General features: G+C 44.2%; 22 protein-coding genes, 3 tRNA genes and 1 riboswitch. Of the genes, 1 reads left to right on the top strand and 24 read right to left on the bottom strand.

Annotated elements, in window-relative coordinates; all coding sequences use genetic code 11:
* Positions 1-32: 32 nt before the first annotated feature.
* Positions 33-203: riboswitch (Lysine riboswitch) on the bottom strand.
* A 19-nt stretch (positions 204-222) separates the two neighbouring features.
* Together AOQ32_RS06210 and trpS are read right to left on the bottom strand one after the other, a co-directional pair.
* On the bottom strand, positions 223-768 hold the full coding sequence (locus tag AOQ32_RS06210) for a hypothetical protein (protein WP_207657368.1): 546 nt from the start codon (positions 766-768) through the stop codon (positions 223-225).
* Positions 769-977: 209 nt separating this feature from the next.
* Positions 978-1,994 (bottom strand): tryptophan--tRNA ligase, encoded by a 1,017-nt coding sequence (gene trpS / locus AOQ32_RS06205; RefSeq protein ID WP_059394056.1) that lies wholly within the window; start codon positions 1,992-1,994, stop codon positions 978-980.
* A gap of 131 nt (positions 1,995-2,125) precedes the next feature.
* On the opposite strand from trpS, the gene AOQ32_RS06200 reads away from it, so the two are divergent.
* Positions 2,126-3,106 carry a ketopantoate reductase family protein gene (locus AOQ32_RS06200; RefSeq protein WP_059394055.1) on the top strand — a complete coding sequence of 327 codons (981 nt, stop codon included), beginning with the start codon at positions 2,126-2,128 and terminating at the stop codon, positions 3,104-3,106.
* Between the two features lie 133 nt (positions 3,107-3,239).
* On the opposite strand, the gene AOQ32_RS06195 is transcribed toward AOQ32_RS06200, so the two are convergent.
* The 22 genes from AOQ32_RS06195 to AOQ32_RS06090 form a co-directional block, all read right to left on the bottom strand.
* Positions 3,240-3,311 (bottom strand) — tRNA-Glu (locus tag AOQ32_RS06195).
* Positions 3,312-3,415: 104 nt separating this feature from the next.
* Entirely contained in the window at positions 3,416-4,453 is a 1,038-nt protein-coding gene (locus AOQ32_RS06190) for a LysM peptidoglycan-binding domain-containing protein (protein ID WP_059394054.1), read from the bottom strand.
* 217 nt (positions 4,454-4,670) lie between these two features.
* Positions 4,671-5,114 (bottom strand): F0F1 ATP synthase subunit epsilon, encoded by a 444-nt coding sequence (locus AOQ32_RS06185; RefSeq protein WP_059394053.1) that lies wholly within the window; start codon positions 5,112-5,114, stop codon positions 4,671-4,673.
* 11 nt (positions 5,115-5,125) lie between these two features.
* Positions 5,126-6,526, bottom strand: a complete 1,401-nt coding sequence (gene atpD, locus AOQ32_RS06180) for a F0F1 ATP synthase subunit beta (RefSeq protein WP_059394052.1) — start codon at positions 6,524-6,526, stop codon at positions 5,126-5,128.
* A 63-nt stretch (positions 6,527-6,589) separates the two neighbouring features.
* The gene (locus AOQ32_RS06175; protein ID WP_059394051.1) at positions 6,590-7,501 is read right to left on the bottom strand and encodes a F0F1 ATP synthase subunit gamma; all 912 of its coding nucleotides are present in this window, start codon (positions 7,499-7,501) and stop codon (positions 6,590-6,592) included.
* An 11-nt stretch (positions 7,502-7,512) separates the two neighbouring features.
* Complete coding sequence (atpA, locus tag AOQ32_RS06170) at positions 7,513-9,027, bottom strand: F0F1 ATP synthase subunit alpha (protein WP_059394050.1); 1,515 nt, start codon at positions 9,025-9,027, stop codon at positions 7,513-7,515.
* A gap of 12 nt (positions 9,028-9,039) precedes the next feature.
* On the bottom strand, positions 9,040-9,582 hold the full coding sequence (atpH, locus tag AOQ32_RS06165; protein WP_059394049.1) for an ATP synthase F1 subunit delta: 543 nt from the start codon (positions 9,580-9,582) through the stop codon (positions 9,040-9,042).
* 9 nt (positions 9,583-9,591) lie between these two features.
* On the bottom strand, positions 9,592-10,098 hold the full coding sequence (gene atpF / locus AOQ32_RS06160) for a F0F1 ATP synthase subunit B (protein ID WP_114679980.1): 507 nt from the start codon (positions 10,096-10,098) through the stop codon (positions 9,592-9,594).
* 24 nt (positions 10,099-10,122) lie between these two features.
* Entirely contained in the window at positions 10,123-10,350 is a 228-nt protein-coding gene (gene atpE / locus AOQ32_RS06155; protein ID WP_047975171.1) for an ATP synthase F0 subunit C, read from the bottom strand.
* A 102-nt stretch (positions 10,351-10,452) separates the two neighbouring features.
* A complete protein-coding gene (atpB, locus tag AOQ32_RS06150) occupies positions 10,453-11,175 on the bottom strand; it encodes a F0F1 ATP synthase subunit A (protein ID WP_047975172.1) in 723 nt (240 codons plus the stop codon).
* Between the two features lie 204 nt (positions 11,176-11,379).
* Positions 11,380-12,663: a solute carrier family 23 protein gene (locus AOQ32_RS06145; RefSeq protein ID WP_059394047.1), complete on the bottom strand. Its 1,284-nt coding sequence runs from the start codon at positions 12,661-12,663 to the stop codon at positions 11,380-11,382.
* Positions 12,664-12,741: 78 nt separating this feature from the next.
* Entirely contained in the window at positions 12,742-13,455 is a 714-nt protein-coding gene (gene gpmA, locus AOQ32_RS06140) for a 2,3-diphosphoglycerate-dependent phosphoglycerate mutase (RefSeq protein WP_047975174.1), read from the bottom strand.
* Positions 13,456-13,583: 128 nt separating this feature from the next.
* Positions 13,584-13,784 (bottom strand): cold-shock protein, encoded by a 201-nt coding sequence (locus AOQ32_RS06135; protein WP_059378954.1) that lies wholly within the window; start codon positions 13,782-13,784, stop codon positions 13,584-13,586.
* Between the two features lie 206 nt (positions 13,785-13,990).
* Entirely contained in the window at positions 13,991-14,662 is a 672-nt protein-coding gene (locus AOQ32_RS06130; protein ID WP_059394046.1) for a DUF4811 domain-containing protein, read from the bottom strand.
* A gap of 1 nt (position 14,663) precedes the next feature.
* The gene (locus tag AOQ32_RS06125; protein ID WP_059394045.1) at positions 14,664-16,172 is read right to left on the bottom strand and encodes an MDR family MFS transporter; all 1,509 of its coding nucleotides are present in this window, start codon (positions 16,170-16,172) and stop codon (positions 14,664-14,666) included.
* A 145-nt stretch (positions 16,173-16,317) separates the two neighbouring features.
* Positions 16,318-17,022 (bottom strand): nucleoside/nucleotide kinase family protein, encoded by a 705-nt coding sequence (locus AOQ32_RS06120; RefSeq protein ID WP_059394044.1) that lies wholly within the window; start codon positions 17,020-17,022, stop codon positions 16,318-16,320.
* 2 nt (positions 17,023-17,024) lie between these two features.
* A complete protein-coding gene (gene helD, locus AOQ32_RS06115; RefSeq protein ID WP_059394043.1) occupies positions 17,025-19,394 on the bottom strand; it encodes an RNA polymerase recycling motor HelD in 2,370 nt (789 codons plus the stop codon).
* Between the two features lie 201 nt (positions 19,395-19,595).
* A complete protein-coding gene (locus AOQ32_RS06110; RefSeq protein ID WP_059394042.1) occupies positions 19,596-20,813 on the bottom strand; it encodes a phosphoglycerate kinase in 1,218 nt (405 codons plus the stop codon).
* Positions 20,814-21,017: 204 nt separating this feature from the next.
* A tRNA-Gln gene (locus AOQ32_RS06105) sits at positions 21,018-21,089 on the bottom strand.
* A gap of 29 nt (positions 21,090-21,118) precedes the next feature.
* Positions 21,119-21,201, bottom strand: a tRNA-Tyr gene (locus AOQ32_RS06100).
* A 264-nt stretch (positions 21,202-21,465) separates the two neighbouring features.
* Positions 21,466-23,352: a M13-type metalloendopeptidase gene (locus AOQ32_RS06095; protein ID WP_059394041.1), complete on the bottom strand. Its 1,887-nt coding sequence runs from the start codon at positions 23,350-23,352 to the stop codon at positions 21,466-21,468.
* Positions 23,353-23,466: 114 nt separating this feature from the next.
* Entirely contained in the window at positions 23,467-24,855 is a 1,389-nt protein-coding gene (locus tag AOQ32_RS06090) for an MFS transporter (protein ID WP_239061183.1), read from the bottom strand.
* Positions 24,856-24,890: the final 35 nt, after the last annotated feature.

The following is a 24,890-nucleotide window of genomic DNA, read 5'->3' as shown; positions in this document are numbered from 1 at the left end:
AGGCGGTAAATTCGTTCAATAATGATAGCAATGATTAGCAAAGCGCACCGTTAAAAACGACAGTCCGATGAATCTTCTTCACCGGCCCAAGGAAAATTTTTGACCCAAAATTTCCTTTCGGCAACTGCACCTTTCACCCTCAGTCTTTGTCTTGGCCAGACTCTTCAGGGCTACTCATTTTAGTTGCGACCTCTTTGTTTGTTGTTCCTACCATAACACAATTTAAATATCACCGTCAACTGCAAAAATGACTAACCAACTTTTAACGTGCTTTAAGTAAACCTTAGCAGCTAAACGGAAGTAAATATAGGCCAGTAAGAAAGCGCCCAACACCGTGGTAAAGGACAAATCACTACCAACCATCTTATTGCCAGCTAACACAATCCACGTTAACACAAAGACGGTCTGAATGGTGGTCTTGACCCAGTGGGCCACGTGAAATCGACGAACTAGGATGTTGTCAAATTCAAAGAAAAACAAGGCCCACATTGCCAATGATAAATCAGGCATCGTTTGATCTAAAGTTAACCCGTGATTCCAGGTTAAGAAAACTATTGCCGACCAAATAATCATACTGATAAAGAAAATTGTGGTCACGTTAATCGCCCACCAAGAGCCAACTTTAAAGCCCAAAGACCGAATGAAAAACGCCCAGAAAATATTAACTAACCAAATAAACCACAAACTTCCCATCACATTAGCAGGGCCTGCTAAAAATAAGAAATGACTAGCAATTTCTTGGGCTATAATGGCAAAAACAGTGTCCATTAATTCTAAAAAGCCACTATTGAAGCGCAGCATAATCGATAGAATAATAAAAAGTGCTAAAAAGCACTTTGACAAATATGGTCTCTTTTTTAATGGCGATATTAACACAAGACGGTCCTCTTCGATAAATAAATAACATTCTTATGTAAAAGAGTTTACGTCATGTAATAAAAAAAGCAAAGTGCAACTATTGTAATCAAGAATTGTTCTTAATTAAAATAATTGATACCCATGGCTGCTCGAACCTCTTTCATAGTTTCTTCAGCTCTTTGATTTGCTTTTTCTGAGCCATTTTTCAACATGGCTAATACCTGATCCATGTTTTGTGCGTACTCTAACCGGCGCTCACGAATCGGTGCCAATTCAGCTTCCATCACGTCCAATAGGTGTTTCTTAAGCTTCATATCACCTAAGCCCCCAGCCTGGTACTGTTCCTTTAAATCTTGTACTCGCCCTTGATCGGGGTCAAAAATATCTAAATAGGTAAAGACGACGTTGCCTTCAACATGTCCCGGGTCCTCAACACGAATATGTGTTGGGTCGGTATACATTGACTTGACTTTCTTAGCTAAAGTATCTGGATCATCAGAAAGGTAGATCCCATTATTCAATGACTTTGACATCTTCGCATTTCCATCAATTCCAGGAAGACGGCCCTGTCCCTTTGGTGGGAAAACGCCCTCAGGCTCAACAAAAACATCTTTTTGATAAGCATTATTGAATGAACGAACTAATTCACGTGTTTGCTCAATCATCGGCTTTTGATCGTCACCAACTGGGACCTTTTTTGCCTTAAAAATGGTGATATCTGCGGCTTGAGAAACTGGATACGTTAAGAACCCAGCAGGAATCCCTTCCCCGAAGCCCTTTTGTTGAATTTCAGTCTTGACTGTTGGATTACGCTCTAACCGTCCTAATGAAACCAAATTCATAAAGTACATCGTTAATTCAGCTAAACCTGGAATTTGAGACTGGACAAAAATAGTTGATTTCTTTGGGTCCAATCCAACAGCCAAATAATCTAAGGCAACTTCCGTCAATGATTGTCTGATTTTTTCAGGATTACGCGCATTATCCGTAAAGGCTTGGGTATCCGCAATCATGATATAGGGATCAAATTTCCCAGAATTTTGCATGGCCACCCGATTCTTCAGAGATCCGATATAGTGACCGATATGTAGTTTTCCGGTTGGGCGATCGCCGGTTAAATAAATTTCTTTTTCCATGGCTTCTATTTCTCTTTCTAGTTATTAACCTCTCCATTATAACGAAATCAAACTCGACTTGCAGGATTCTTGTTTTATTGTTATATTATGAGAAAAAGATTAGAATATTTTCACACTAAGGGGGAATCAATATGAAATATGCTGTTGTTGGTGCGGGTGCGATGGGCCTTCGTTATGGCCTCTTATTGCAAGAAGAAGCTGGCCTCGACGTTGATTTTGTCGAACCAACACAAGGTTCTGTTGACGTCATTAAGGCGCAAGGCGACGTGGTTTACCGATCAGTTGACCACGAAGACAAGACGCCAATTAAGGTGAATATTTATTCACCAGAAGAATATGAAGGTACCCCAGATGTCTGGATTTTCTTCATGAAGCAAATGCAGTTAGCAGATGCGTTGAAGCGCTTGCAACCTAAGTTCCAAAAGGGACAAACCGCTTTGGCAGCCATGAACGGTATGGGTCACATTGAAAAGATTCAAGAATATTTTGACGATGAGCACATTATTGGTGGAACAGCCATGATTGCCACTATTTTGAACAACTTTGGAGATGTCGACTTTATTGGGGAAACAAGTTCCGTATATGCGAACTTGACCCAAAAGCCTTCTAAGGTTATGGATGAAGTTCAAAAGGATTTTCAAGCAGCCGGATTGAATCCTTCATATTCTGAAAACTTTATGGGAACATTGCTCACCAAGGTAGCCTTTAACGCAGTTGAAAATTCAATTGCTACCATGTTCCAGGCTCGTATGGGTCACTTGATTCAATACAAGGACTTCGTTTCAAAGATTGCCGCTCCATTGGTCGCAGAAGTTTATGCAGGGACAAAGGCTGCCGGTATTGAATTGATTGAAACGGAACAAGAAATGCTGGAACAAGTGGATTACGTTTCCCGCGTTGGTAACCCACTCCACTTCCCTTCTATGTACCAAGACTTTGTTAAGGGCCGTCCAACGGAAGTCGACTACATCAATGGCTACTTGGCTGATTTAGCCGAAAAGAACGGCGTACCAGCTCCTAACCAACGCTTGATTACCAGCTTAGTTCACCTTGCAGAAGCGATGCGTGAATTTAACCCACCAGTTAACAAGCTGGCACAACCAGAAAAGTAAAAATTATAGTAAGAATCGCTGATGACATCACTAAAAGGCTTAAAAACTTCTTGCCTTTCCAGTCAAATCAGCGGTTTTTTCTTTGCTTTTTTAGACAACAAAAAAGCCGCAACCGAAGTTGCGACTTTAATAGTAGCTCGTGAGAGAATCGAACTCTCGATTCCGCCGTGAAAGGGCAGCGTCTTAGCCACTTGACCAACGAGCCATGGTCAGTCGTTACTTGATATCTCTATCAAACAACTATATTAGTATATCAAGGTAAGACGCTTTCGTCAACACCTAAATCAAAAAAAGTTTATTTTTTTGATTTTAGTACCAACCATACTGCAAATGATGAGCCAATGCGGCCTGTGCAGTCCCGTAACGAGCAGCAATATAGGCTTTCATTGCTTGCAACTGATCTTGATAATCAGTTGAATTACCACCATAGCGAGCACGCAAAGTTGGTGATAACTGGCCAATTCCAAAGTAAATGCCGTTTGTCGCATTCACGTTGCCACCAGATTCCTTCATAATGATTGTTTGAAGGGCCTGCTGTTCAGCTTGATTATAATCCAAGTTGCTGACTTGCACCGCCTGGCTTTGCTGGCTAGTTACTGGCGTTGGAGCCGCTTGCGATGCAGGGGCCTCGGAAACAGCTACCTGAGAACTAGCAGTCTGCGATGCAGGGGCCTGTGATGCAGCTACCTGAGAACTGGCTGACTGCGATGCAGGGGCTTGTGAAACCGCTGCCTGAGAACTGACCGACTGCGATACAGGAGCCTGTGATGCAGCCGTCTGGGAACTAACAGACTGCGATGCAGGGGCTTGTGAAACCGCTGCCTGAGAACTGACCGACTGCGATAAAGGAGCCTGTGATGCAGCCGTCTGGGAACTAACAGACTGCGATGTAGACGTTTGGGCACTTTGAGAACTCGTCTGGCTGCCATTTTTATTGACAGACAAAGTCTGTCCAACAAAAATTTGATTGGCATCCTTGATATTATTTTCTTGGGCCAACTGATCAACGCTCAAACCAAACTTCTGCGCCAATGTCCACAGGTTATCACCCGCTTGGACTCGGTAAGTATTTTCGGTCGTTTGTGTTGTGGCATTTTGTGATGTGGCGTTTGTATTGGCAACACCGATAATCAATTCTTGTCCTTGATAAATTTGATCAACATTTTGAATTTGATTATCCGATGCCAACTGTGCCACCGTCGTATTAAAACGAGACGCTAATGCTGATAGCGTTTCGCCATTGGCAACTGTATGCTTTTGTACCTGGTCGGCACTAACTGCATGTTGACCGGCTGCAACGGAACCGGCCAAACCAGCAGCAATTAATAATTGCTTTTTGACGTTCATATGACTCTCCTTTCTTTTTTGAGGCGAGAAAAAATCGATAATCTGCGCCTACTATGTCTCATGATAACCCTTTTTATGTAACAGTGTTTTTAAAATTATGATAAGAACCCATTAGAGCAAATCTTTTACTGATAAATCAGCTTGGGCTCAGACCCACTGATTTTTAATTTAAACGACAAAAAAAGGAGTCAGCTAACAGCTAACTCCCTTTTTGATTTTAACGACCTGAGCGAATTGAAGCAACGTGAATTCGGTTAACGGCACGCATCAAAGCGACACGAGCCATATCCATTTCATGTTGGTTCTTGATTTCTTGTGCATGGTCCAAACGAGCTTGCGCACGTTCCTTGGCACTTTCAGCACGATTCACATCGATATTATCAGCAGTTTCCGCACTGTCGGCGATAACCGTCAACAGATTATTAGAAAACTCAGCCACGCCACCGTTAACGGCGAGTGACTTTTCTTGCTGGTCTTTTTTAACCAACATTTCGTCAATGGCCATGGCGGCCAAAATTGGTTCATGGCCGGCCATAATTCCAAGTTGTCCACCCTGTGTATTAATGACAGCAATTTCAACTTGGTCTTGGTCGTAGACTTGGCCTTCAGGGGTCACAATCTTAACTGTGATTCCCCGTGAGCTTGTTTCTTCATCAGCCATGGATTACCCCCTTATTGGGCCATCGTCTTGGCCTTATCAACCACTTGTTCGATAGCGCCGACGTTACGGAAGGCATCTTCAGGCAAGTTATCATACTGACCGTTCAAGATTTCCTTAAATGAGCGAACAGTTTCTGAAACAGGAACATATTCACCCTTCACACCAGTAAAGGTTTCCGCAACTGAGAATGGTTGTGACAAGAAGAATTGGATACGACGAGCACGGTTAACAGTAACCTTCTCTTCGTCTGACAATTCATCCATACCCAAAATTGCAATAATATCTTGCAATTCACGGTAACGTTGCAAAGTCCGTTGCACTTCAGTGGCAACTTCATAGTGCTCTTGACCAACAACTTGTGGGTCCAAAGCTGAAGAAGTTGATGCCAAAGGATCAACGGCAGGATAGATACCCTGTTGCGTCAATGAACGTTCCAAGTTGGTTGTGGCATCCAAGTGGGCGAAAGTCGTTGCAGGTGCGGGGTCGGTATAATCATCGGCTGGCACATAAACGGCTTGAATTGAAGTAACGGCACCCTTCTTAGTAGAAGTGATTCGTTCCTGCAAACGGCCCATTTCAGAAGCCAACGTTGGTTGGTAACCAACGGCTGAAGGAATACGACCCAAAAGGGCAGAAACTTCAGATCCAGCTTGCGTGAAACGGTAAATGTTATCGATAAAGAGCAAAACGTCCTTACCTTCGTTATCACGGAATGATTCGGCCATTGTCAAACCAGTCAAGGCAACACGCATACGTGCACCAGGAGGTTCGTTCATTTGACCATAAACCATGGCAGTTTGCTTCAAAACGCCAGATTCCTTCATTTCGTGGTACATGTCGTTACCTTCACGGGTACGTTCCCCGACACCAGTAAAGACAGAAATACCATTGTGCCCTTGGGCAATGTTGTGGATCAATTCTTGGATCAGAACAGTCTTTCCAACCCCGGCTCCACCGAAGAGCCCAATCTTTCCACCACGGATATATGGTGCCAGGAGATCAATAACCTTGATTCCTGTTTCCAAAATTTCCGTTGAAGTTGCAAGTTCATCAAATTCAGGGGCATCACGGTGAATTGGGTGGCGTGCGACTGAAGAGTCGACGGCACCTGCATTATCCACTGGTTCACCCAAGACGTTGAAAACTCGACCCAAAGTAGCTTCCCCTACGGGAACTTCAATGGGCTTACCGGTATCGGTCACGGCCATGCCGCGTTGCAATCCATCAGTTGAGTCCATGGCGATGGTACGGACAACACCGTTTCCCAAAGCCAAAGAAACTTCAACCGTCAATGTTTTGTCAGATCCTAAATCAACCAACAAGGCGTTGTTGATTTCAGGAACAACTTGCCCTTCTTCAAAGGCAACATCAACAACTGGACCGATCACTTGTACGACTTTTCCAGTAGTCATCGTTGTTTCCTTTCAAATTCAAAGCTTTGCTGCTTAAAAATCAGCAAAGATGCTGCGATTAGCTTATTCCAAAGCAACCAAACCACCAGTAATTTCGGTGATTTCAGTCGTGATTTGAGCTTGACGCGCACGGTTATATTGCAAACCTAACGTTCCAATCAAATCGTCGGCTGAGTCGGTTGCCGATGACATCGCCGTTGATGATGCGGCATGTTCCGCCGTCTTAGCATCCAATACGGCTTCGAAAACCAATGATTGGATGTATTGAGGCAAAACCACGTTCAAAACTGCAGTTGAATCAGGTTCGGAATCATAGGCTGATTGAACTTCAAAGTCAGCTGCCACGTGTTCGTGACTATCATCCATGTCTTCCAAAATGTCCTTTGTCAATGGCAATAATTGCGTGTTGCGTTGCTCTGATTCCAAGCGGTTCACAAAGTGATTGTAAACCAAGTGCAAAGAATCAAAGGCTTCCGCTTCATACAATGAAATCACCGTCTTTAACAGTTGGCGAATTTCATTGAAGGTTGGGACATCGGAAATACCGCGGTGTTCCAAGGCAATTGAGAAGCCACGTTGCTTGTAAAAATCAGCCCCGTTACCACCAATTGCTAAGATCACAGTATTTTCTTTGGTTAAGTTGTGCTTTTCCATCAAGGCATTGGTTTCCTTGATGATGTTGGCGTTATAAGACCCAACTAAACCTCGGTCTGAGGTCACAAGCAAGATTCCCGTCTTCTTTACCGGCCGCTTAGCAACCATTGGTAAATGAGCAGAATCGACATTGTCCAACACGTGCGCCTCAATTAAGTGGCCCACAACTGCCTTCAAACGGTTAGCATATTCATGATAACCGGTTGCCGAATTTTGAATCTTACTTAGCTTTGCAGTTGAAACCAACTGCATTGCGGCTGTAATCTGCCGAGTCTTTTTTGTTGAGCCAATTCGCCGTTTAATATCTTGTAAAGAAGCCATGTTGCCTCCTTTTATTGGTCAACTGAGCCAGCAAAGCCATCCTTAAAGCTCTTCACTGCAGCATCCATCTTAGATTCGTCTGGCAAGGCCTTTGTTGTGACGATTTCGTCCAACAAGTCCTTTTGACTAGCATCCAAGTATGAAACAAATTCATCTTGGAAGCGTTGCAAATCTTCGATTGCCACGTCATCCAAGAAGCTGTGTGTCAAGGCATACAAGACAAAGACTTGATGCTGAACAGACATTGGCGCGTGCAAAGGTTGCTTCAAGATTTCAACAGTGCGCTTTCCACGACCCAACTTAGCTTGTGTTGCCGCATCCAAGTCAGAACCGAATTGAGCGAAAGATTCCAATTCGCGGAAGGAAGCCAAGTCCAAACGCAAAGTACCAGAAACCTTCTTCATTGCCTTAATCTGGGCATCCCCTCCAACACGGGAAACAGATGTTCCGGCATCGATGGCAGGACGAATACCGGCGTAGAATGAGTCGGAATCCAAGAAAATCTGACCATCGGTGATTGAAATCACGTTGGTTGGGATATATGCAGAAACGTCACCACCCTGTGTTTCAATGATTGGCAAAGCAGTCATTGATCCACCACCGAGTTCGTCTGACAACTTGGCTGCACGTTCAAGCAAACGTGAGTGCAAGTAGAAGACATCACCAGGGTAAGCTTCACGTCCAGGCGGACGACGCAAGATCAAAGATATCTCACGGTAGGCCGTTGCTTGCTTTGACAAATCATCAAAGACAATCAAGACGTGCTTGCCGTTGTACATGAATTCTTCACCCATGGCTGCACCAGCATAAGGAGCCAAGTACAACAAAGCGGCAGCTTCAGATGGGCCGGCATTAACAACAATCGTGTAATCCATTGCGCCCATCTTCTTCAAAGTTTCAACTTGTTCACGAACAGTTGAATCCTTTTGACCAATAGCGACATAAACAACAATCATGTCTTGGTCTTTTTGGTTCAAAATTGTATCAATGGCAATTGAAGTCTTTCCAGTCTTACGATCACCAATGATCAATTCACGTTGTCCACGTCCGATTGGAACCAAGGCATCAATGGCCTTAATTCCAGTTTGCAAAGGTTCTGAAACGGACTTACGTTCCATGACACCAGGAGCCTTTACTTCGATTGGTCGTGTCTTCGTTGTTTTCAAGTCGCCTAATCCGTCAATTGGTTGTCCCAATGCGTTGACGACGCGCCCGATAAGTTCTTCACCAACTGGCACTTCCATGATGTGTCCAGTTCGCTTAACTGTATCACCTTGGCGGATACCATCTGAACTACCCAAAACGATAATTCCGACTTCGCTCTCTTCCAAGTTTTGGACCATTCCGAATTCGCCGTTTGTAAATTCGACCAATTCACCAGAAAGGGCATTTGCCAAACCAGTAGCTCGTGCAATTCCATCTCCGATATAGGTAACAGTACCAATTTCTTCTACAGTCAGTTTTGTGTCGAACTTTTCGAGCTGTTGCTTAATTAAAGCAGAAATCTCTTCAGCTTGAATCGCCATGTCTTTTCCTCACTAACCTAGTAACTCTGCCCTCATTTTGGCAATCTTTGTCTGCAATGAGCCGTCAATTAACAACGACTTCGATTGCATTACCACGCCCCCAATAATGTCTTGATCGACTTTATAGGTTGCTTGGATTTTCTTTGCGCCACTTTGCTTCTTAAAAGCATTTGACAACCGCTCTTTTTGGTCTTCATCAGCTTCCACTGCTGTGGTGATGGTCACGGCCTGAATGCCTTGACTTTGCTGGTAAAGGTCAAAGAAACGATCAACTACTGCAGGCAAATATGCGAAATGGTGGTGGGCCAAAAGAATTTTAACCAAGTTCACCACTGCATTATCTGCGCCTTGCGTCAGCGCATCAACTAACCCACCTTGGTCAGCATCAGAAATTGTCTGTGCTGTTAACAAAGAAGTTAATTTTGGTTCAGCGACAACCACTGAACGAATGGCTAGCAAGTCTGCACTAATGTTTTCTAAAACATTGTGTTCGTCTGCATAAGCCAAGATTGCTTGGGCGTATTGGTTAACAATTTTTTCTTTTTGCTTGGCCATACGCCCCCCTTACTGCTGGTCTAAGTCTGCCAAATAGGCATCAATCAAAGACCGCTGATCATCAGCAGATAAATTCTTTTGAATCAATTTAGATGCAATTGTTACAGACAAGTCTGCAACATCCTTCTTGGCAGAAGCCAACGCCTCAGTCTTCAACTGATCAGCATCATTTTCAGCTGCTTTACGCAAGCTTAAGGCCTGGTCATTAGCAGTCTTCAAGAGAGCTTCTGACTGGTCCTTAGCTGATTTCTTAGCAGCGCTAATCACTTGACTGGCTTGGTCTTTGCCGTCAGCCAATTCCTGTTCACGTTGTGCAGCCAACTTGGCTGCATCTTCGTTTGCCTTTTGGGCACTATCCAAATCGTTGTTAATTTTATCTGCACGTGCATCCAATGCCTTCGTTAAAGGACCGTAAGCAACGTGCTTCAAGATGACCATCAGAGTAAGGAAAGCGACGATAATGAAGACCATATCACCTAAAGGCATGGCCTTTGTCATTGATAGTGTTGGAACCATCATTTTTTCCTCCCTCTGGGACTATTACTTGTTGATAAGTGTGAAGGCCATACCCAAAACGATAATTGGTGTGGCTTCAGCCAAGGCCAATCCCAAGAAGGCACGTGACAAAAGCTTGTTAGCCAATTCAGGTTGGCGAGACATTCCAGCTAAGAACTGTGAGTACATCACACCGACCCCGATACCACCACCGATGGCAGATCCCGCAAAGGCAATCCCGGCTGCGATTACGCCTAAGTTGTGTAAATCCATTGTAATTCTCCTTTAATGCTAAAACGCTCCGCGTTTTTTTCTTTCGGTTTGGATGATAACGCTCCCGCGTGTGGCCTAACGCTGTGCTAGACCAAGTCAATCCTATTCATTGCCAGATAACTGAGCCGTAAAGACGGCGGTCAACATGACAAAGACATAGGCTTGAATTCCACCAATTAGTAGTGAGAATCCCTGCCATGCAATTTCCAATGGGAAGGCTAGGATAATCCAGAACCCATTTAGGTGAGTTCCCCAAGCCATGCTTGCGAGCAAATTTAACATCAATTCGCCGGCGAAGATATTTCCAAAGAGCCGCAAAGCAAGGGTCAAGAAGTTCGTAAACTGCTCAACCACATTCAAAGGAAACATCGCAACGTAGGGTTCGAAGAACATGTTCTTCAGATAGCCACCCAAACCAAGTGTCTTCACACCTGTTCCATGGGCAAGCATCAACGACATAATCGCCAATGTAAAGGCAAATAATGGGTCAGCTGTTGGCGACTTAACATAAGTAACGCCATTACCCATCTTAACTTGCAACAGCAAGCCCATCTCGTTTGCAACAATCAAAAACAAGAAAAGGGTGAAGGAATAGAGACCGAATTGTCGGGCCAAATTGGCCGGCAACTGGTCGCCTAAGATTCCGCGAACAAAATCTAAGACATACTCAATTGCGTTCTGCCCTCGGCTTGGACGAATACCCACTTTTCGAGTCATCAAAACCGCTACCAAAACCACGATTGACATTGCCAAAAGCGTTGAAATAATCGTCGTCCAGTTAAAGGTTAGACCCAACAAGGTAAAGGTTGATGTTGGTTCATCCATCGATTTTCTCCTTTCTAAAGAACTTATTTTGATGCAAGGCGTTGGGCGCACTCCTCAAAATATATCCCCAATAATACTCGTCAAAGTTCTCAAATACAAGCAACTTTGTTGGAATTTCACAACATTTTTTATTTTGTTTTAATCGTAACCTAATTAAACAACAAAATAAGGAAAGTGTTGATAAAACTCCATTAAATCAGGACTTTAGCGGTCTGATTTTGCCACCTTAGGCAAAATCAAATTCAGAATGATTCCGAGAACAGTCGCTAATGCGACACCAGAGAAGTCCACTTGTGAACCAAGCGCTAAATGGAAGTTTCCAATTCCAACAACCATCACTGGACCGGCAATCATTAAGTTCCGCTTTTGTCCATAATCAACTTTATTGTCAACAATTACTTGCAAGCCAGCCGCAGCGATCACACCATACAGCATAAAGCCAACACCGCCAGTAACGGCACCAGGGACCGTTCCAATCAAAGCCGACAGCTTACCAATGAAAGCAAATCCAGCAGCTAAGACGGCGGCACCACCAATCACCCAGACAGAGTAAACACGTGAAAGCTGCATCACTCCAATATTTTCACCATAAGAAGTAACGGCTGGGCCACCAACTAAACCAGCAAAGACAGAGGCTGCTCCGTCACCGGCCAATGTCTTGTGTAAACCAGGATTTTCAAAGAAGTCTTGACCAGTAATTTTAGAAAGAACCAACAAGTGGCCTAAATGCTCCGATAAGGTCACCAAAACTAAGGGGGCCATGGTCAAGACGGCCATTGGATAAAAGTGCCAAGAAAGGCCATTATGGCCGGAAAAGAGAAAATCAAACTTTGGTAGCGCAAACCAGTGGGCGCTAGCAACAGGACTCAGGTCCACTAAGCCAAGTGCCAAAGCCAACAAGTAACCAAAGATAATGCCAATTAACACTGGAATTAGGCCCAAAAAGCCACCGAGATACATATTGGCAAAAATCGTGACTAACAACGTTGCGCCAGCAACTAGAAAGACCTTGATGTCATAGTGGCCATTAAGTTCCGTCGCTGATTGGGCTGCTGTCGCAGCCAATGAAAGACCAATCACCAAAATCACCGGTCCAACAACTTCTGGTGGAAAAATTTTATCAATCCAAGCAGAACCGACTCGCCAAACAATCAATGAAATAATCAAGTAAACAATTCCAACTGAAACAACGCCCTGACCAACGGCCGGATAGCCAATGGTCTTCATCATCGAAGCCATTGGGATGATAAAGGCAAAAGAAGATCCCATATAAGCGGGAACCTTACCTTTCGTTGTTAGCAAGTGAATTAATGTTCCAACACCTGATGAAAAAAGGGCGACACCAGGATTTAAACCAACCAAAAGTGGCACTAAAATCGTCGCTCCAAACATTGAAAACAAGTGTTGTAGTGACAACCCAATTAATTGAAAAAACGGAGGCCGTTCATGTAAGTCGTAAATCGGCTGCCTTTGCTGTTTTTCTTCCATATTTTTTACCTTTATCTAAAAAATCCTAATAAAAAGCCCACCGGGGAATACTCTTCCCAGACAGGCTTTTTGTTGACTTTATGCGCCCAACGTCTTCTTTGACTTGATTGACAAATCATCTGCCAAGTCATAAACGATTGGTTGGCCGTTAGCAATTTCAAGGTTCAAGATGTCATCATCTGAAATCTTTTCCAAGTGCTTAGCCAAGGCACGCAATGAGTTACCGTGAGCTGCGATCACAACGTTCTTGCCTTCTTCCAAGTCCTTCTTGATCTTGGCTTCGTAGAATGGCAATACTCGTTCCAAAGTAACCTTCAAGTTTTCACCTAATGGCAATTCTCCGAAAGGAACATCAGCATAACGGGCGTCAAAGGCAGGATAAGTCTTACCCTGAACTTCAACTGTTTCTTCATAGTTTTCAAGCAATGGAGGCAAAACATCGTATGAACGACGCCAGATGTGCACTTGATCGTCGCCCCACTTTTCAGCGGCTTCTGCCTTGTTTTGTCCTTGCAAAGCGCCATAGTGACGTTCGTTCAAACGCCATGACTTTTCTTCCGGGACGTACAATTGGCCAGCTTCTTCCAATGCGTAGTGCAAAGTCGTGATAGCACGTGTCAAAACAGAAGTATAAGCTTGGTCAAAAACCAATCCTTCTTCCTTCAAGAGTGCTCCAGCTTGCTTAGCTTGGTCAATTCCCTTGTCAGACAACTTGGTGTCAATCCAACCATTAAAGAGGTTTAATGCGTTCCATTCACTTTGACCGTGACGGATCAAAACTAATTTTGCCATTTCCATGCTCCTTTGATTATTACAATAAGATTCCTTGCTATTATACAACATTTGGTCTTTGAATTGAATTTATTCCAAAGAAAAAACCCGGGAAAAATTTCCCGAGTTTTTAGACAAAGACTAAATAATTAGTCCTTTACGATGTTAACAGCTTGCAAACCGCGGTCTGAGTTTTCAACATCGAAAGTTACGGCTTGGCCGTCTTCCAAAGTCTTGAAACCGTCACCTTGGATTGCTGAGAAGTGTGCAAACACATCTTCGCCTGATTCGCGTGTGATGAAGCCGTAGCCCTTTTCGCTGTTAAACCACTTTACAGTGCCTTTTTCCATGATTGTTTCTCCTTGGGTCATCCCAAAATTGTAGTTGTAATTAAGAATTGTTGGTATGACGCCTTCCGAAAAAAACAAATCAAAATCAAAACCTAAATTACATTGTTACTGTAACATAGAAATCAAGACTAAGCAATATTTTTCACTTAATTTAGGTGGAATCATACTAGTTTAATTAAAAAGTACAACTTCCTTTTAACTAATTTTTAATGATTATTAGCTAAGAGATTTTGATAATAAGAAACGGCAGTTTGCGCTGCTCCATCCGGATCGGTTTGGGATTGTGACTTAACCTGTTGGAACCATTGAATAAAGTCCGCTTGGTTAGCCATTCCCGAAACAATACTCTTCAAACGTTCCCCATCTTGTGATGAGAGTGCCAACCATGTTGGTGGCACTTGGTAAGTTACCTGACGTGACTTCAAGTCATGGTTGTTACCTGAGATGGCAAACATAAACTTATAGAAGCCGTTGCGGTAAACATAGTTCTTAGAAGTTGTCACCTTAAAAGCTTGATTTCCTTGAACATTTTGGATGGCCGTCTTGGTCTTCAAATCAGGCTTGGCCACCGTTGGCGTTGTACTTGTCGAAGTGTCTCGGTAAATAAAGACCTTTTCCTTACCAGACGTGCCAACTTGTTGGTAGGACAAAACGCCATACATATTTTGACCCTGAACAGAATAAATTTGCTGCTTGGTCGTCGTTGTTTGCACCTTCATTCCAAAATGATCATGCATATTGGCGATGATTAAAACAACTGAGGTAATCACGATTAGAAAAGAAACAGCAACAGCAATAATCCGCTTTCTCATATCCTGAATCATCATCAGTGAGACAAAAGCTAAGATAACAAAAATAAATAGAATAAAGATAATCATCTTAGTTCTCCTTTCCTGCTGCTGGCTTTGGCTCAACCTTACCCTTATGCATCAAAAATGACAGTGCAAAGGCTAGCAAAGCAAAGCAAGCGGCCAAGAGGAAGGACGCATGGAAACCATCCAAGCTGGCCTGTAAGGCCTTTGAGCCATAGGCAATCGGATCGGCCGTCTTCAAAGAATCGCTTGGCAAGTTATTATTAATTTGTGACTGCATCACGGAAGCAAGAATTGCCGTTCCCAATGAGGCCGCAATCTGACGAGCCGTGTTGTTAACCGCAGTTCCCTGCGCCGTTTGATTGAGGTGCAAGGCACCCATAGCAGATGACGTTAATGGCATCATCGTAATCCCAACACCCATCATTCGAACCATGTACAAGGCCGTGATATAAATCGTTGGTGTTGTTTCAGTCAAGAATTGGAACGGAATCGTTCCCAGCAAAATCATGGCAAAACCAAAGGCAGCCAAGCGCTTTGCCCCATAAAGGTCATAGAAATAACCAGCAATTGGTGACATGACCCCAATCATCAAAGCACCAGGCAAAAGTGTCAGACCCGAATTCAAGGCTGACAAACCACGAACCTGTTGCATATAGATTGGCAAAACCATCTCAACACCAATCATGGCGATAAAGGTCAAGGCAACCAAGGCTGACGTCAAAGCAAATTGCTTATTTTTAAAGACAGAAACGTCCAAGAATGGCTTTTCCATGTGGAGTTGGTGACGTACGAACTCAGCAATCACTAAGACCCCAACAATCATTGGTGCCAAAACCCAAGTAAAGTTTGTCCAAGAATAATTTGAAACCATGGCTGAGCCAAAAAGAACCAAACCGAACCCAACCGTTGATTCAATCAACGAGCGGATATCCAAACTAACCTTACGCGTTTCCAAAACATTGCGGAAGTAAACAATCGACAAAACGAGGACAATCACAGCCAGTGGCAAGACCATACCAAAAATTGATCGCCAGTCACCACCAACTGTCATCCCCAAGACATCATGCTTTGAATCCAAAATCCAACCAGTCAATGTTGGGCCAATAGCTGGGGCCATTCCGATGACCAAACCAACCATTCCCAATGCCTTACCGCGTGACTTGGCATCAAAAAGCGTTAAGGCCACAACCTGCATCAGTGGCATCACGATTCCAGCAGCAATCGCCTGCAATGCACGAGCGACCATTAACAGCCAAAAGGCATTCGTTGGCGTCACGTAAGCCACTGCCGTACCAATCGTATAGACCACCAAAGCAGATAGATACAGATACTTCGTTGGAATTCTCGTCGTCAAAAAGGCGGAAACAGGCACCATAATACCGTTAACCATCAAAAAGATGGTTGTCAGCCATTGAACCGTCGCCGTATCGACATTAAAAGCAGTCATCAAGGTTGGCAAAGCTGTTCCCAATGACGTCTGCATGATAATAATGATAAAAGATCCGATCATCAACAGGGCCATCATGGCCGCGCGATTAATCGGCTTTCCATTCATGTCAGTATTTTCTGCCATGTTCTTCCTCCATTTGTTGTGCAAATAAAATTTGTTGCCTATGGATACTTTAACCCATAATTTGTTATTTTTCTAATATTCTAAACCCAAGCAACAATCTTACCAATGGAAATGACCCCTGTCAAATTTCCGAACATTCGGTCTTCTAGTTCTGTGATCGAGAACCCATCGTTAAAGAAACAGGATGATGGTAGCGATCAAGCTGTAAAATCAGGTCGGCATCCGCCCGTGTTTTTTGGATATAGCGATCATAATTGACCTGATTTGTCTTCTCCCAAACGGATAAAGCAAGGTCGTAAAAGTCCTTAATCGCCATGTCCTTGTACTGGTAACGCCAAGACTGCGGCTGGTTGCTTGCCTTCACCGTTGCCAAGAAGTTACGTTCCAAGTACCAGTCCTTAATATCGTTCATATCCGCTTCGACAAAAACCGTTTGATCAAGGTTTTCTGCCGGTAATTGAAGGGCAACGACACCCTCAATAATTAAGACGTCTGGTCGACTAATTTCTTGCTTTTCACCCGGCACAATATCGGCCCAGGTTTGTGAATAGCGGTTAATGACCTGATTTGTCATGCCAGCCTTAAAGTTTTCAATCAACTGAACTAAATCCTGCAAATAATAACTTTGCGGGAAGCCCTTTTGATCAAAAATCCCCTCATCCTTTAAGACTTGGTTGGTTTTCAAAAAGTCATCCGTTGAAACCACCGTCGCTACGAGTCCTCGGTCTTGCAGACCCTGGGCCAATTCCGCCGCCAAAGTCGATTTACCAACAGCAACTGATCCGGTCATTCCAACCGTTAAAAAAGAACCATGATGGGCCTCATAAATTTTTTCAACTAAATTTGTCATGCTTACTCCTCCACTGTGGCGTAAAGGGCCTTTGGTACTGCAGCAATCAATGGTGACACCTGACCCTGACCAATCATCGTCAGACGGTGCATTGCGCGAGAGGCGACCGTATACAGCAAGCGCTGCTGGTCTTCCTTTTCGTAGTGAGCAGCATCCGCCTGCCAAATGATCACCGCGTCAAATTCCAAGCCCTTGGCCAGGTATGATGGAATAATCACGGCACCTGGCGCCAAGCGCTGATTTTCAGAGTGAATCAACGTCACCTTCGTGTCAGACAGCTGCTGAGCCAATTCTCTTGCAGCATCCAGTGTTTGAGTGATAATCGCCGTTTTTTCACCATCAGCCGCGTTTTCGGCCAGTTGTTCCTTGACCAAGTCAACAGCCTGGTCAGTCGTTTTTGCCATCTTCAAGACGGGTATTTCACCTTCACGGTTAAAGGCCTCAATCGCCTTTCCATTAGCCAACAATTCCTTGGAGAAATTCGTGATTTGTTCCGTTGACCGGTAGGTCTGAGTTAAATCAATCAATTCCACCTTAGCGGGATCGAAGAGTGAGGCAAAGTCTTCTTCAAGGCTATTTGCCCAGTCTTGTGTGAAAATGGCCTGGTTTAAGTCACCCAAAACGGTAAATTTAGCATTTGGGAAGGAGAACTTCAAGAAGGCCAGCTGGAATGGCGTATAGTCCTGAATTTCATCGATAAAGAGGTAACGAATGTCGCGTTGACCGTGCTTACCAGTAATTAAGTCATACAAATACAGGTAAATCGTTGTGTTTGCCAACGTTAATTCGTGCTTCTTTAAGTTTGCTACGACTTCGTTCAGATATGACTGCCATTCGTCTTCTGTTACGCCAAAATCATCTAAGGACAAGAACTTTGGCAAGGCCTTTAAGAAGTCAACAAACTGCGTGTTGATGTTGATAAAGCCAGAGCGACGAATCTTCTTCGCCAAGGGGCGCAAAGCCTGTGTCGTAATCTTTTTGGCGAGGAAATTTCTTTCCTGCTTATCTGATTTAAACTCGCGCTCCTGCGGACCGGCACCAAGTTGGTGACGACGAGTCATTGCTGCGGCGTCGCCCTCCTGGTCATCCCCCAAACGGGTAGCACCAGCGCCAACCAATTCGTCATATTCTTCCTTAGAGAGGTTTTCAATGGCTAATTCAACCCAGTCCTGCTTCATCTGGTGACTGACTTGGGCTCGCAGTGACCGTAGCAAGGAGTCCTGAGTAGCTTCCAAGCGCTGTGACAACTTGTAATTACTATTATATTGATAGTAAATTTCTAGGATTTTTTCTTTGGAAATCAGTGGTTCGCCACGGAAGTTCAGGCTGCGCGCAGCCAGTCCCTTTTCATTGAGGGATTCCGCGTAGGCCTTTGTTGCCTCAAACATCTGCAAAGAGCCAAGCATCCGTTCAATCTTTTCGTGTTCCACTGATTTTTCAAACCGCTCTGCCAAAGTCTGAACAGAGAACCGGGGCAGACGCCGGGAAGCGTATTGGAAGAAGGTCAATTGAACCAGGTTCTGTTCCCCTAATTCAGGCAAAACTTGGTCCACATAGTCATTAAACAACTGGTTGGGTGAGAACATCACAACCTGGCCAGAGTTCAACTTACCGCGATAACGGTAAAGCAAGTAAGCCACTCGCTGCATAATGGCGGCCGTCTTCCCAGACCCTGCTGCCCCCTGTACGAAGAGCAAATCAGCATCCGTATTTCGAATAATTTTGTTTTGTTCCTTTTGAATCGTCGTGACAATCGACTTCATCTTAGTGGAAGACTCACCGGACAAGGCGTTGAGGAGCATGGCATCCCCAATGGCCTCTTCGGTATCAAAGAGGGTCACAATGACCCCATCTTCAATTTCAAACTGACGCTTCAAAGAAACGTCGGCTTTTTGTGGGCCGACTGGCGTCAAGTATTCGACATCACCCAAGCCACCATCATAGTAGATGGAGGCAACCGGGGTCCGCCAATCATAAATGTAGAAAAGACCATTATCATCGGAATAAGAAGCTAAACCAATATAGATTGACTCAGGCTCTTGATTCTCCTCACTGGGATCAGTAAAGTCGATGCGAGCAAAATAAGGCTTAACGATTTGCTTCGATAAGGTCTGATAGCGGACTTCAGCCCGTGACTGGGCTGCTTCACGCTCTGCAATGGCTTGTTGCTGTTGACGGACGGACATGGCCGTTTCAACAATGCCAGAATAAGTACTGGTTTTGACCCGGACATCGTCCCAGGCGCTGGCGACGTCTGCCAGTGACCCTTTGGATTTTTTAATCTCCTCTTTGGTACTTTCCAGGGAATCGGTAATCTTTCCCAGGGTTTGGTCTAAATAGGCTTGTTCATTGACTAATTGCTCTTTTGACACGGTGCACCTCTCGAAAATAAGTTGTTGTCATTATACGCTAATTTCTTCTATTTATAAAGAGTATAAATAACAAACAAATTCAAACTTTTTGTTCGTTTTCTCTCCCACGATTAGCTTCTATTTTAACAGACTTATTAGGAAGAATTCGGATTTTATGTATAAAAAAACCAAGCACAAAATGGCTTGGTTTCAAATCGTTTTTTACTTATCAGTCAATGATTGGATACCTGGCAAAGTCTTACCTTCCAAGTATTCCAAAGATGCGCCACCACCAGTTGAGATGTGTGACAATTGGTCAGCAACACCCAAAGCTTGAACAGCGGCAGTTGAGTCACCACCACCAACGATGGTTGTACCACCATTCTTGGTTACATCCACCAAGGCGTTTCCGATTGCCAAGGTTCCCTTGGCAAAGTTTTCCATTTCAAAGACACCCATTGGGCCGTTCCATACGACCGTCTTGGCATCTGACAAAACCTTCTTGAACAAGTCAATTGACTTAGGACCAATGTCCAAGCCCATGTAACCGTCAGGGATACCAGCGTCTGAATCAACAGTCACTGTCTTAGCATCGTTGGCAAAGTTGTCAGCAGCAACAGCATCGATTGGCAAAACCAACTTGTCCCCTGCTTCTGCCATCAATTCCTTAGCCAAGTCAACCTTGTCGGCTTCAAACAATGACTTTCCAATCTTGTTGCCCTTGGCAGCATCGAAAGTATAAGCCATTCCACCACCGATGATAACCTTGTCAGCCTTCTTCAACAATGATTGAACAACTTCAATCTTGTCAGAAACCTTGGCACCACCAATGATGGCAACGAATGGACGCTTTGGTGTATCAACAGCGTCACCCAAGAACTTGATTTCCTTTTCCATCAAGAAGCCGGCTGCAGCTTGGTCAACGTTTGAAGCGATTCCAACGTTTGAAGCATGGGCACGGTGAGCAGTTCCAAAGGCATCGTTGATGAACATGTCATCACCAAGTGAAGCCCAGTACTTACCCAATTCAGGGTCGTTCTTTGATTCAAGCTTAACTTGTTCACCGTCATGAACATCTTCATAACGAGTGTTTTGGACCATCAATACTTGACCGTCCTTCAAATCAGCAATAGCTTGTTCCAATTGAGCACCACGTGTTTCAGGAACAAAAATAACTTCTTGTCCAAGCAATTCGCCCAAGCGCTTTGCTACTGGTTCAAGTGACAAACCTGGCTTGTCTTCTTCTGACTTGATTCGACCCAAGTGTGAGAACAAGATTGCACGGCCGTTTTCGGCGATAACGTGCTTGATTGTTGGTAATGCGGCTACGATTCGGTTATCGTTACCAATCACACCATCTTTGATAGGGACATTAAAGTCCACACGCATCAAAACCTTCTTGCCGCTCACGGCCAAGTCAGTTACTGCTAATTTTGCCATAATTGCCTCCAAATATTCTTTGTTTAAACAAGACCAATTATAAAGCAAAAAGCTGTAAATGTCTTGGGGTCTCATAGAATTTTATTGTCGAAAGACGTCAAAAAATAACGATTCTAAATCAGATACTCACCAAAACTGATTTTTTAAGAAAATCAGAAAAAAAGACGACAAAAAAACCGGCTCATCACTGAACCGGCGTCTTAGTTGCCCCTGCTGGGATCGAACCAGCGCATGGAGGTACCAAAAACCTCTGCCTTACCACTTGGCCAAGGGGCAATGCTTCTATTTTGCCTGAAGCGAGGCAATGGGAGCGGTAGGATTCGAACCTACGAACCCGAAGGAACGGAGTTACAGTCCGTCGCGTTTAGCCAGACTTCGCTACACTCCCGTTTGCTAAACAACTATTCTATAATAACAAGAATTATTGCAGGTGGCAAGTCTTTTTTCTGATTTTTCTGATTATTTTTCAGTAATTATTCCAAAAAATAACGTCCTTTGCCGTTAATGCAAAACAAAAAGAAAAAGCCAGTTGCGAGAATTTGCCCACACGAATGTTTCGTGGCCAGATTTGTAACTGACTTTTTCTATTTTTTCGAACAAGGTGAATAGCCCTCACCCCGCTTTGTTCAATTGAGGAAAAAACTTGAACGTATTACCAAATTTGAATGCGCTTTTCAGGATCCAACCACATGCCATCCCCCACCTGAACGCCATAAGTTTGTTGGAAGTCATCAAAGTTCGGCAAGATAACGTTCGTCCGCAACTTCGCTGGTGCATGGACATCAATCTTCGCTAACATAGCAAGGTAAGCCGGTGCTGCCTTTTGCCGCCACAATGTGGCAAAGTTTTCAAAGAAGGCTTTGGCATCAAAGTCCTTTTGTTCCTTAGCGGCTGCCAAAGCGGCCGAGACCCCGCCCAAATCAGCAACGTTTTCGGAAACCGTTAGGTGGCCATTAATCTTAGCCCCTGCTGAATCTTGACCATCAAAAGCAGCAACAACCGCTTGTGTCTTCTGCTCGAAGTGTTCAAAGTCTTTCTTTGTCCACCACTCCTTCAAGTTTCCATGTTCATCATAACGGGCACCGTTAGTATCAAAGGCATGAGTAATTTCATGAGCAATCACCGTCCCAATGCCACCAAAGTTTTGGCTTGATGATTGGTGGTAATCGTAAAATGGTGCTTGCAAAATGGCTGCTGGGAAGACAATTTGATTAAATTCAGGTGAATAATAGGCATTCACAAGGTCCCCTGGCATTTCCCAGCGACTCGTATCGGGTGCCTGTCCCCACTGACTAAAGTGGTCGGCCACTGCTGCCTTAGAAAAGTCTTCCACGTTTTCCAAAAGCGACTTGTGAACATCGACTTTACGATTCTCCAAGTAGGCAGGAATCTGATCCGGATATCCAACTTTGACTTGCAAGGCAGCCAACTTCACCTTGGCCTTTTCACGCGTGGCAGCCGACAACCACTTTTGTTGATCAAAGCGGCCATCGTAAACGCCAATCAAATCCTGGACCATCTTTTCAACATCTTTTTTAGCAGCCTCGCCAAAATAAGTTTGACCGTACCAACGACCAACGATTTGGGCAAAGAAGGCTCGAGCCTGGCGGAAGGCAGCTTTGTCTGCATCAACCGCTTCCTTGGCACCAGACAGCTTTCGCCCAAAGACACCGGCATCGATTCGGCTCTGATTTCCCAATAATTTGGCAATATCAAGCATATTTTGAACAATCGACCAAGACTTGATCAAGGCAAAGTTCTTTTCTTGATAAATGGTGTTCGCCTTGTCAAAGAATGCCCCATCAAAGATGATGACCTTTTCCGGCTTTTGTCCTAGCACCTTTTCAATCACCGCAGCAATTCGATAGTCGGTGAATTGTTCTGTCAAATCAGCCAAGGCCGTTGGATGATAATTCTTCCAGTAATCCGACAACGTTTCACGAGAACTCTCACTATCCGCCAAAATTTGGTCAAACGCCAAAGTCTCTTCAACTAATTTTTGCGCCTCTTTTTCTGCAAAACCAAACCGTTGCAAGAGCCCAACAACCATTGTTGACCAGGTAGCCAACAAATCCTTTTTGCTGTCTTCGTCCTGATAACTGGTTGTATCAGGCAAAATCAGCCCCGGATTGGCCAACCACAATTCGTTACGAGCCGTATTTTTTGAATCCGGACTAACCGTCAAGGACAGCGGTGTCGTATAAGAATCCAAAATCAATTGGCCTTCGGCTGCTTGGAAGTCATCCCAGTTTTCAATCTTGAGCAACGGTTGCAAGAATTGCTGTACTTGACCAGCCTCATCTTGACCGCGACGGTCCCAGTCCTTTGTCAACTGGTGGAGGGCAACAAACTGGTCCAAAGCGGCAACTGCCTTTTGACCGGCTTCAATTTCTTTGACCGTGGCCCGTTCCAAATCTTCAATCTTATCCGCCAAATCATAAAAACCGCCGGTGACAGGTTTGTCGGCTGGAATTTCGGCCTGATTTAGCCACTCCTGATTGACCGCTTGATAAAAATCATCTTGATACTTTGCTACCATGTGCGCCTCCTAATAATTGTTATTTTCATTATTATCCACTAGACCACTTCTAAAAAGCAAATTTCTTCATAAAAAAAGCCAAACAAAACGCTGTTTGGCATTCTTTTATTAAATTTAACTAAGAGTTTGCGCACCCGCATCCTTCGGCAATGTTAAGACTTCCATGAGCGGATACAAAGAAACTAGCCCCACAATCAAGAAGGTTAACTGGTAGGCCGTTGTGGTTTTCACAACCTGGCCAAGCAAGGCCAAAATTGTTGCGACAATTCCGACCCCCAATGCTTGTGATAGCATTTGCAGGACAGATGTCAGGGTATTGGCTGAATTCTTCTGTTCTTTTGAAAGTTCCGAGAAAGACAATGAATTATAAGCCGTCAAAGCCAACGAACGACCAACACCAGATACGAAAGCGACGAAGGCAATCCAGACCTTGGCGCTATCAGCATGAAAGGCGGCCATCAGCAACGTTGCCAAACTAGCCAAGCTCAGAGCCACTACTAGAGCATACTTGTAGCCTAAACGGCGAATAATCACTGTGGTAAAGGGCTTAATGGCGATATTACCAACGAAGATAAAAATGACATAGGTTCCAGCCATAATTGGTGACCAATGGAAAGCGACCTGCAGAACCAAGGTCAAAAGGTATGGCAACGCACCAATCGTCATCCAAAAGATTGAACCGCCAGATTCATAGACACGGAAAGTTTTGACCTTTAGAGGTTCTAGCGAGAAGAGCGGTTGGTCACTAGCCGAAAGATGATGCCAGGCCAAGGCCAAAAAGACGAGTGCTACGAAAAGCACCAAGAAGCCCCAGAAAAAGAGTGACAGTCCACGTGAAAGAATTTCGGAAGCAATCAAAAGGCCACCACCGGCAACTGCCACCAACAAGAAACCAAATAAATCAAAGGGCAAGTCTTCCCGTTCGTTATCATCCAAAATAAAGAATGCACCCGTTAAAATGATTAACAGGCCAATTGGCAGGTTCAAAAAGAAAATCCAATGCCAGGACAAACTAGCAATAACGTAACCCCCAAGTAAAGGCGCAATCGCAGGTGCCAAGAGTGCCGGCCAAACCAGGTAAGACAGGATTTGGAGCATTTTCTTTGGTTCCGTATTTTCCAAAATAATTAAGCGGCCGACGGGCACCATCAAGGCCCCGGACATCCCCTGGATAGCCCGCATGACCAACAAATAGGTCAAATTGTTAAAGAGCCCGGCCAGCACGGATGAGACAGTGAAAAGACCCACGGCAATCAAAAATAAGTTCTTGCGGCGAACCTTTTTGGCTAACCAACCAGATAATGGAATAAAAATAGCGGAAAACAGCATATAAACCGATACGAGCAATGAGGCTGTACTCTGGGCAACTTTCAAATCAGTTGCAATCTGTGGTAGCGCTGTTGTGACAATGGTTGAATCAAGCATTTGCATAAACAGGGCTGCAGCTACGACCAAAGCCGCCCGTTTCATCTGCGAAAAATTCATTTGCGAATTATTGGTCATGAAAAAAATCCCCTTTTAAATGACGAATGAAATCA

Source organism: Fructobacillus tropaeoli (assembly GCF_001047135.2).
Lineage (GTDB): Bacteria > Bacillota > Bacilli > Lactobacillales > Lactobacillaceae > Fructobacillus > Fructobacillus tropaeoli.
This window is presented reverse-complemented; position numbering and strand designations above follow the sequence as displayed.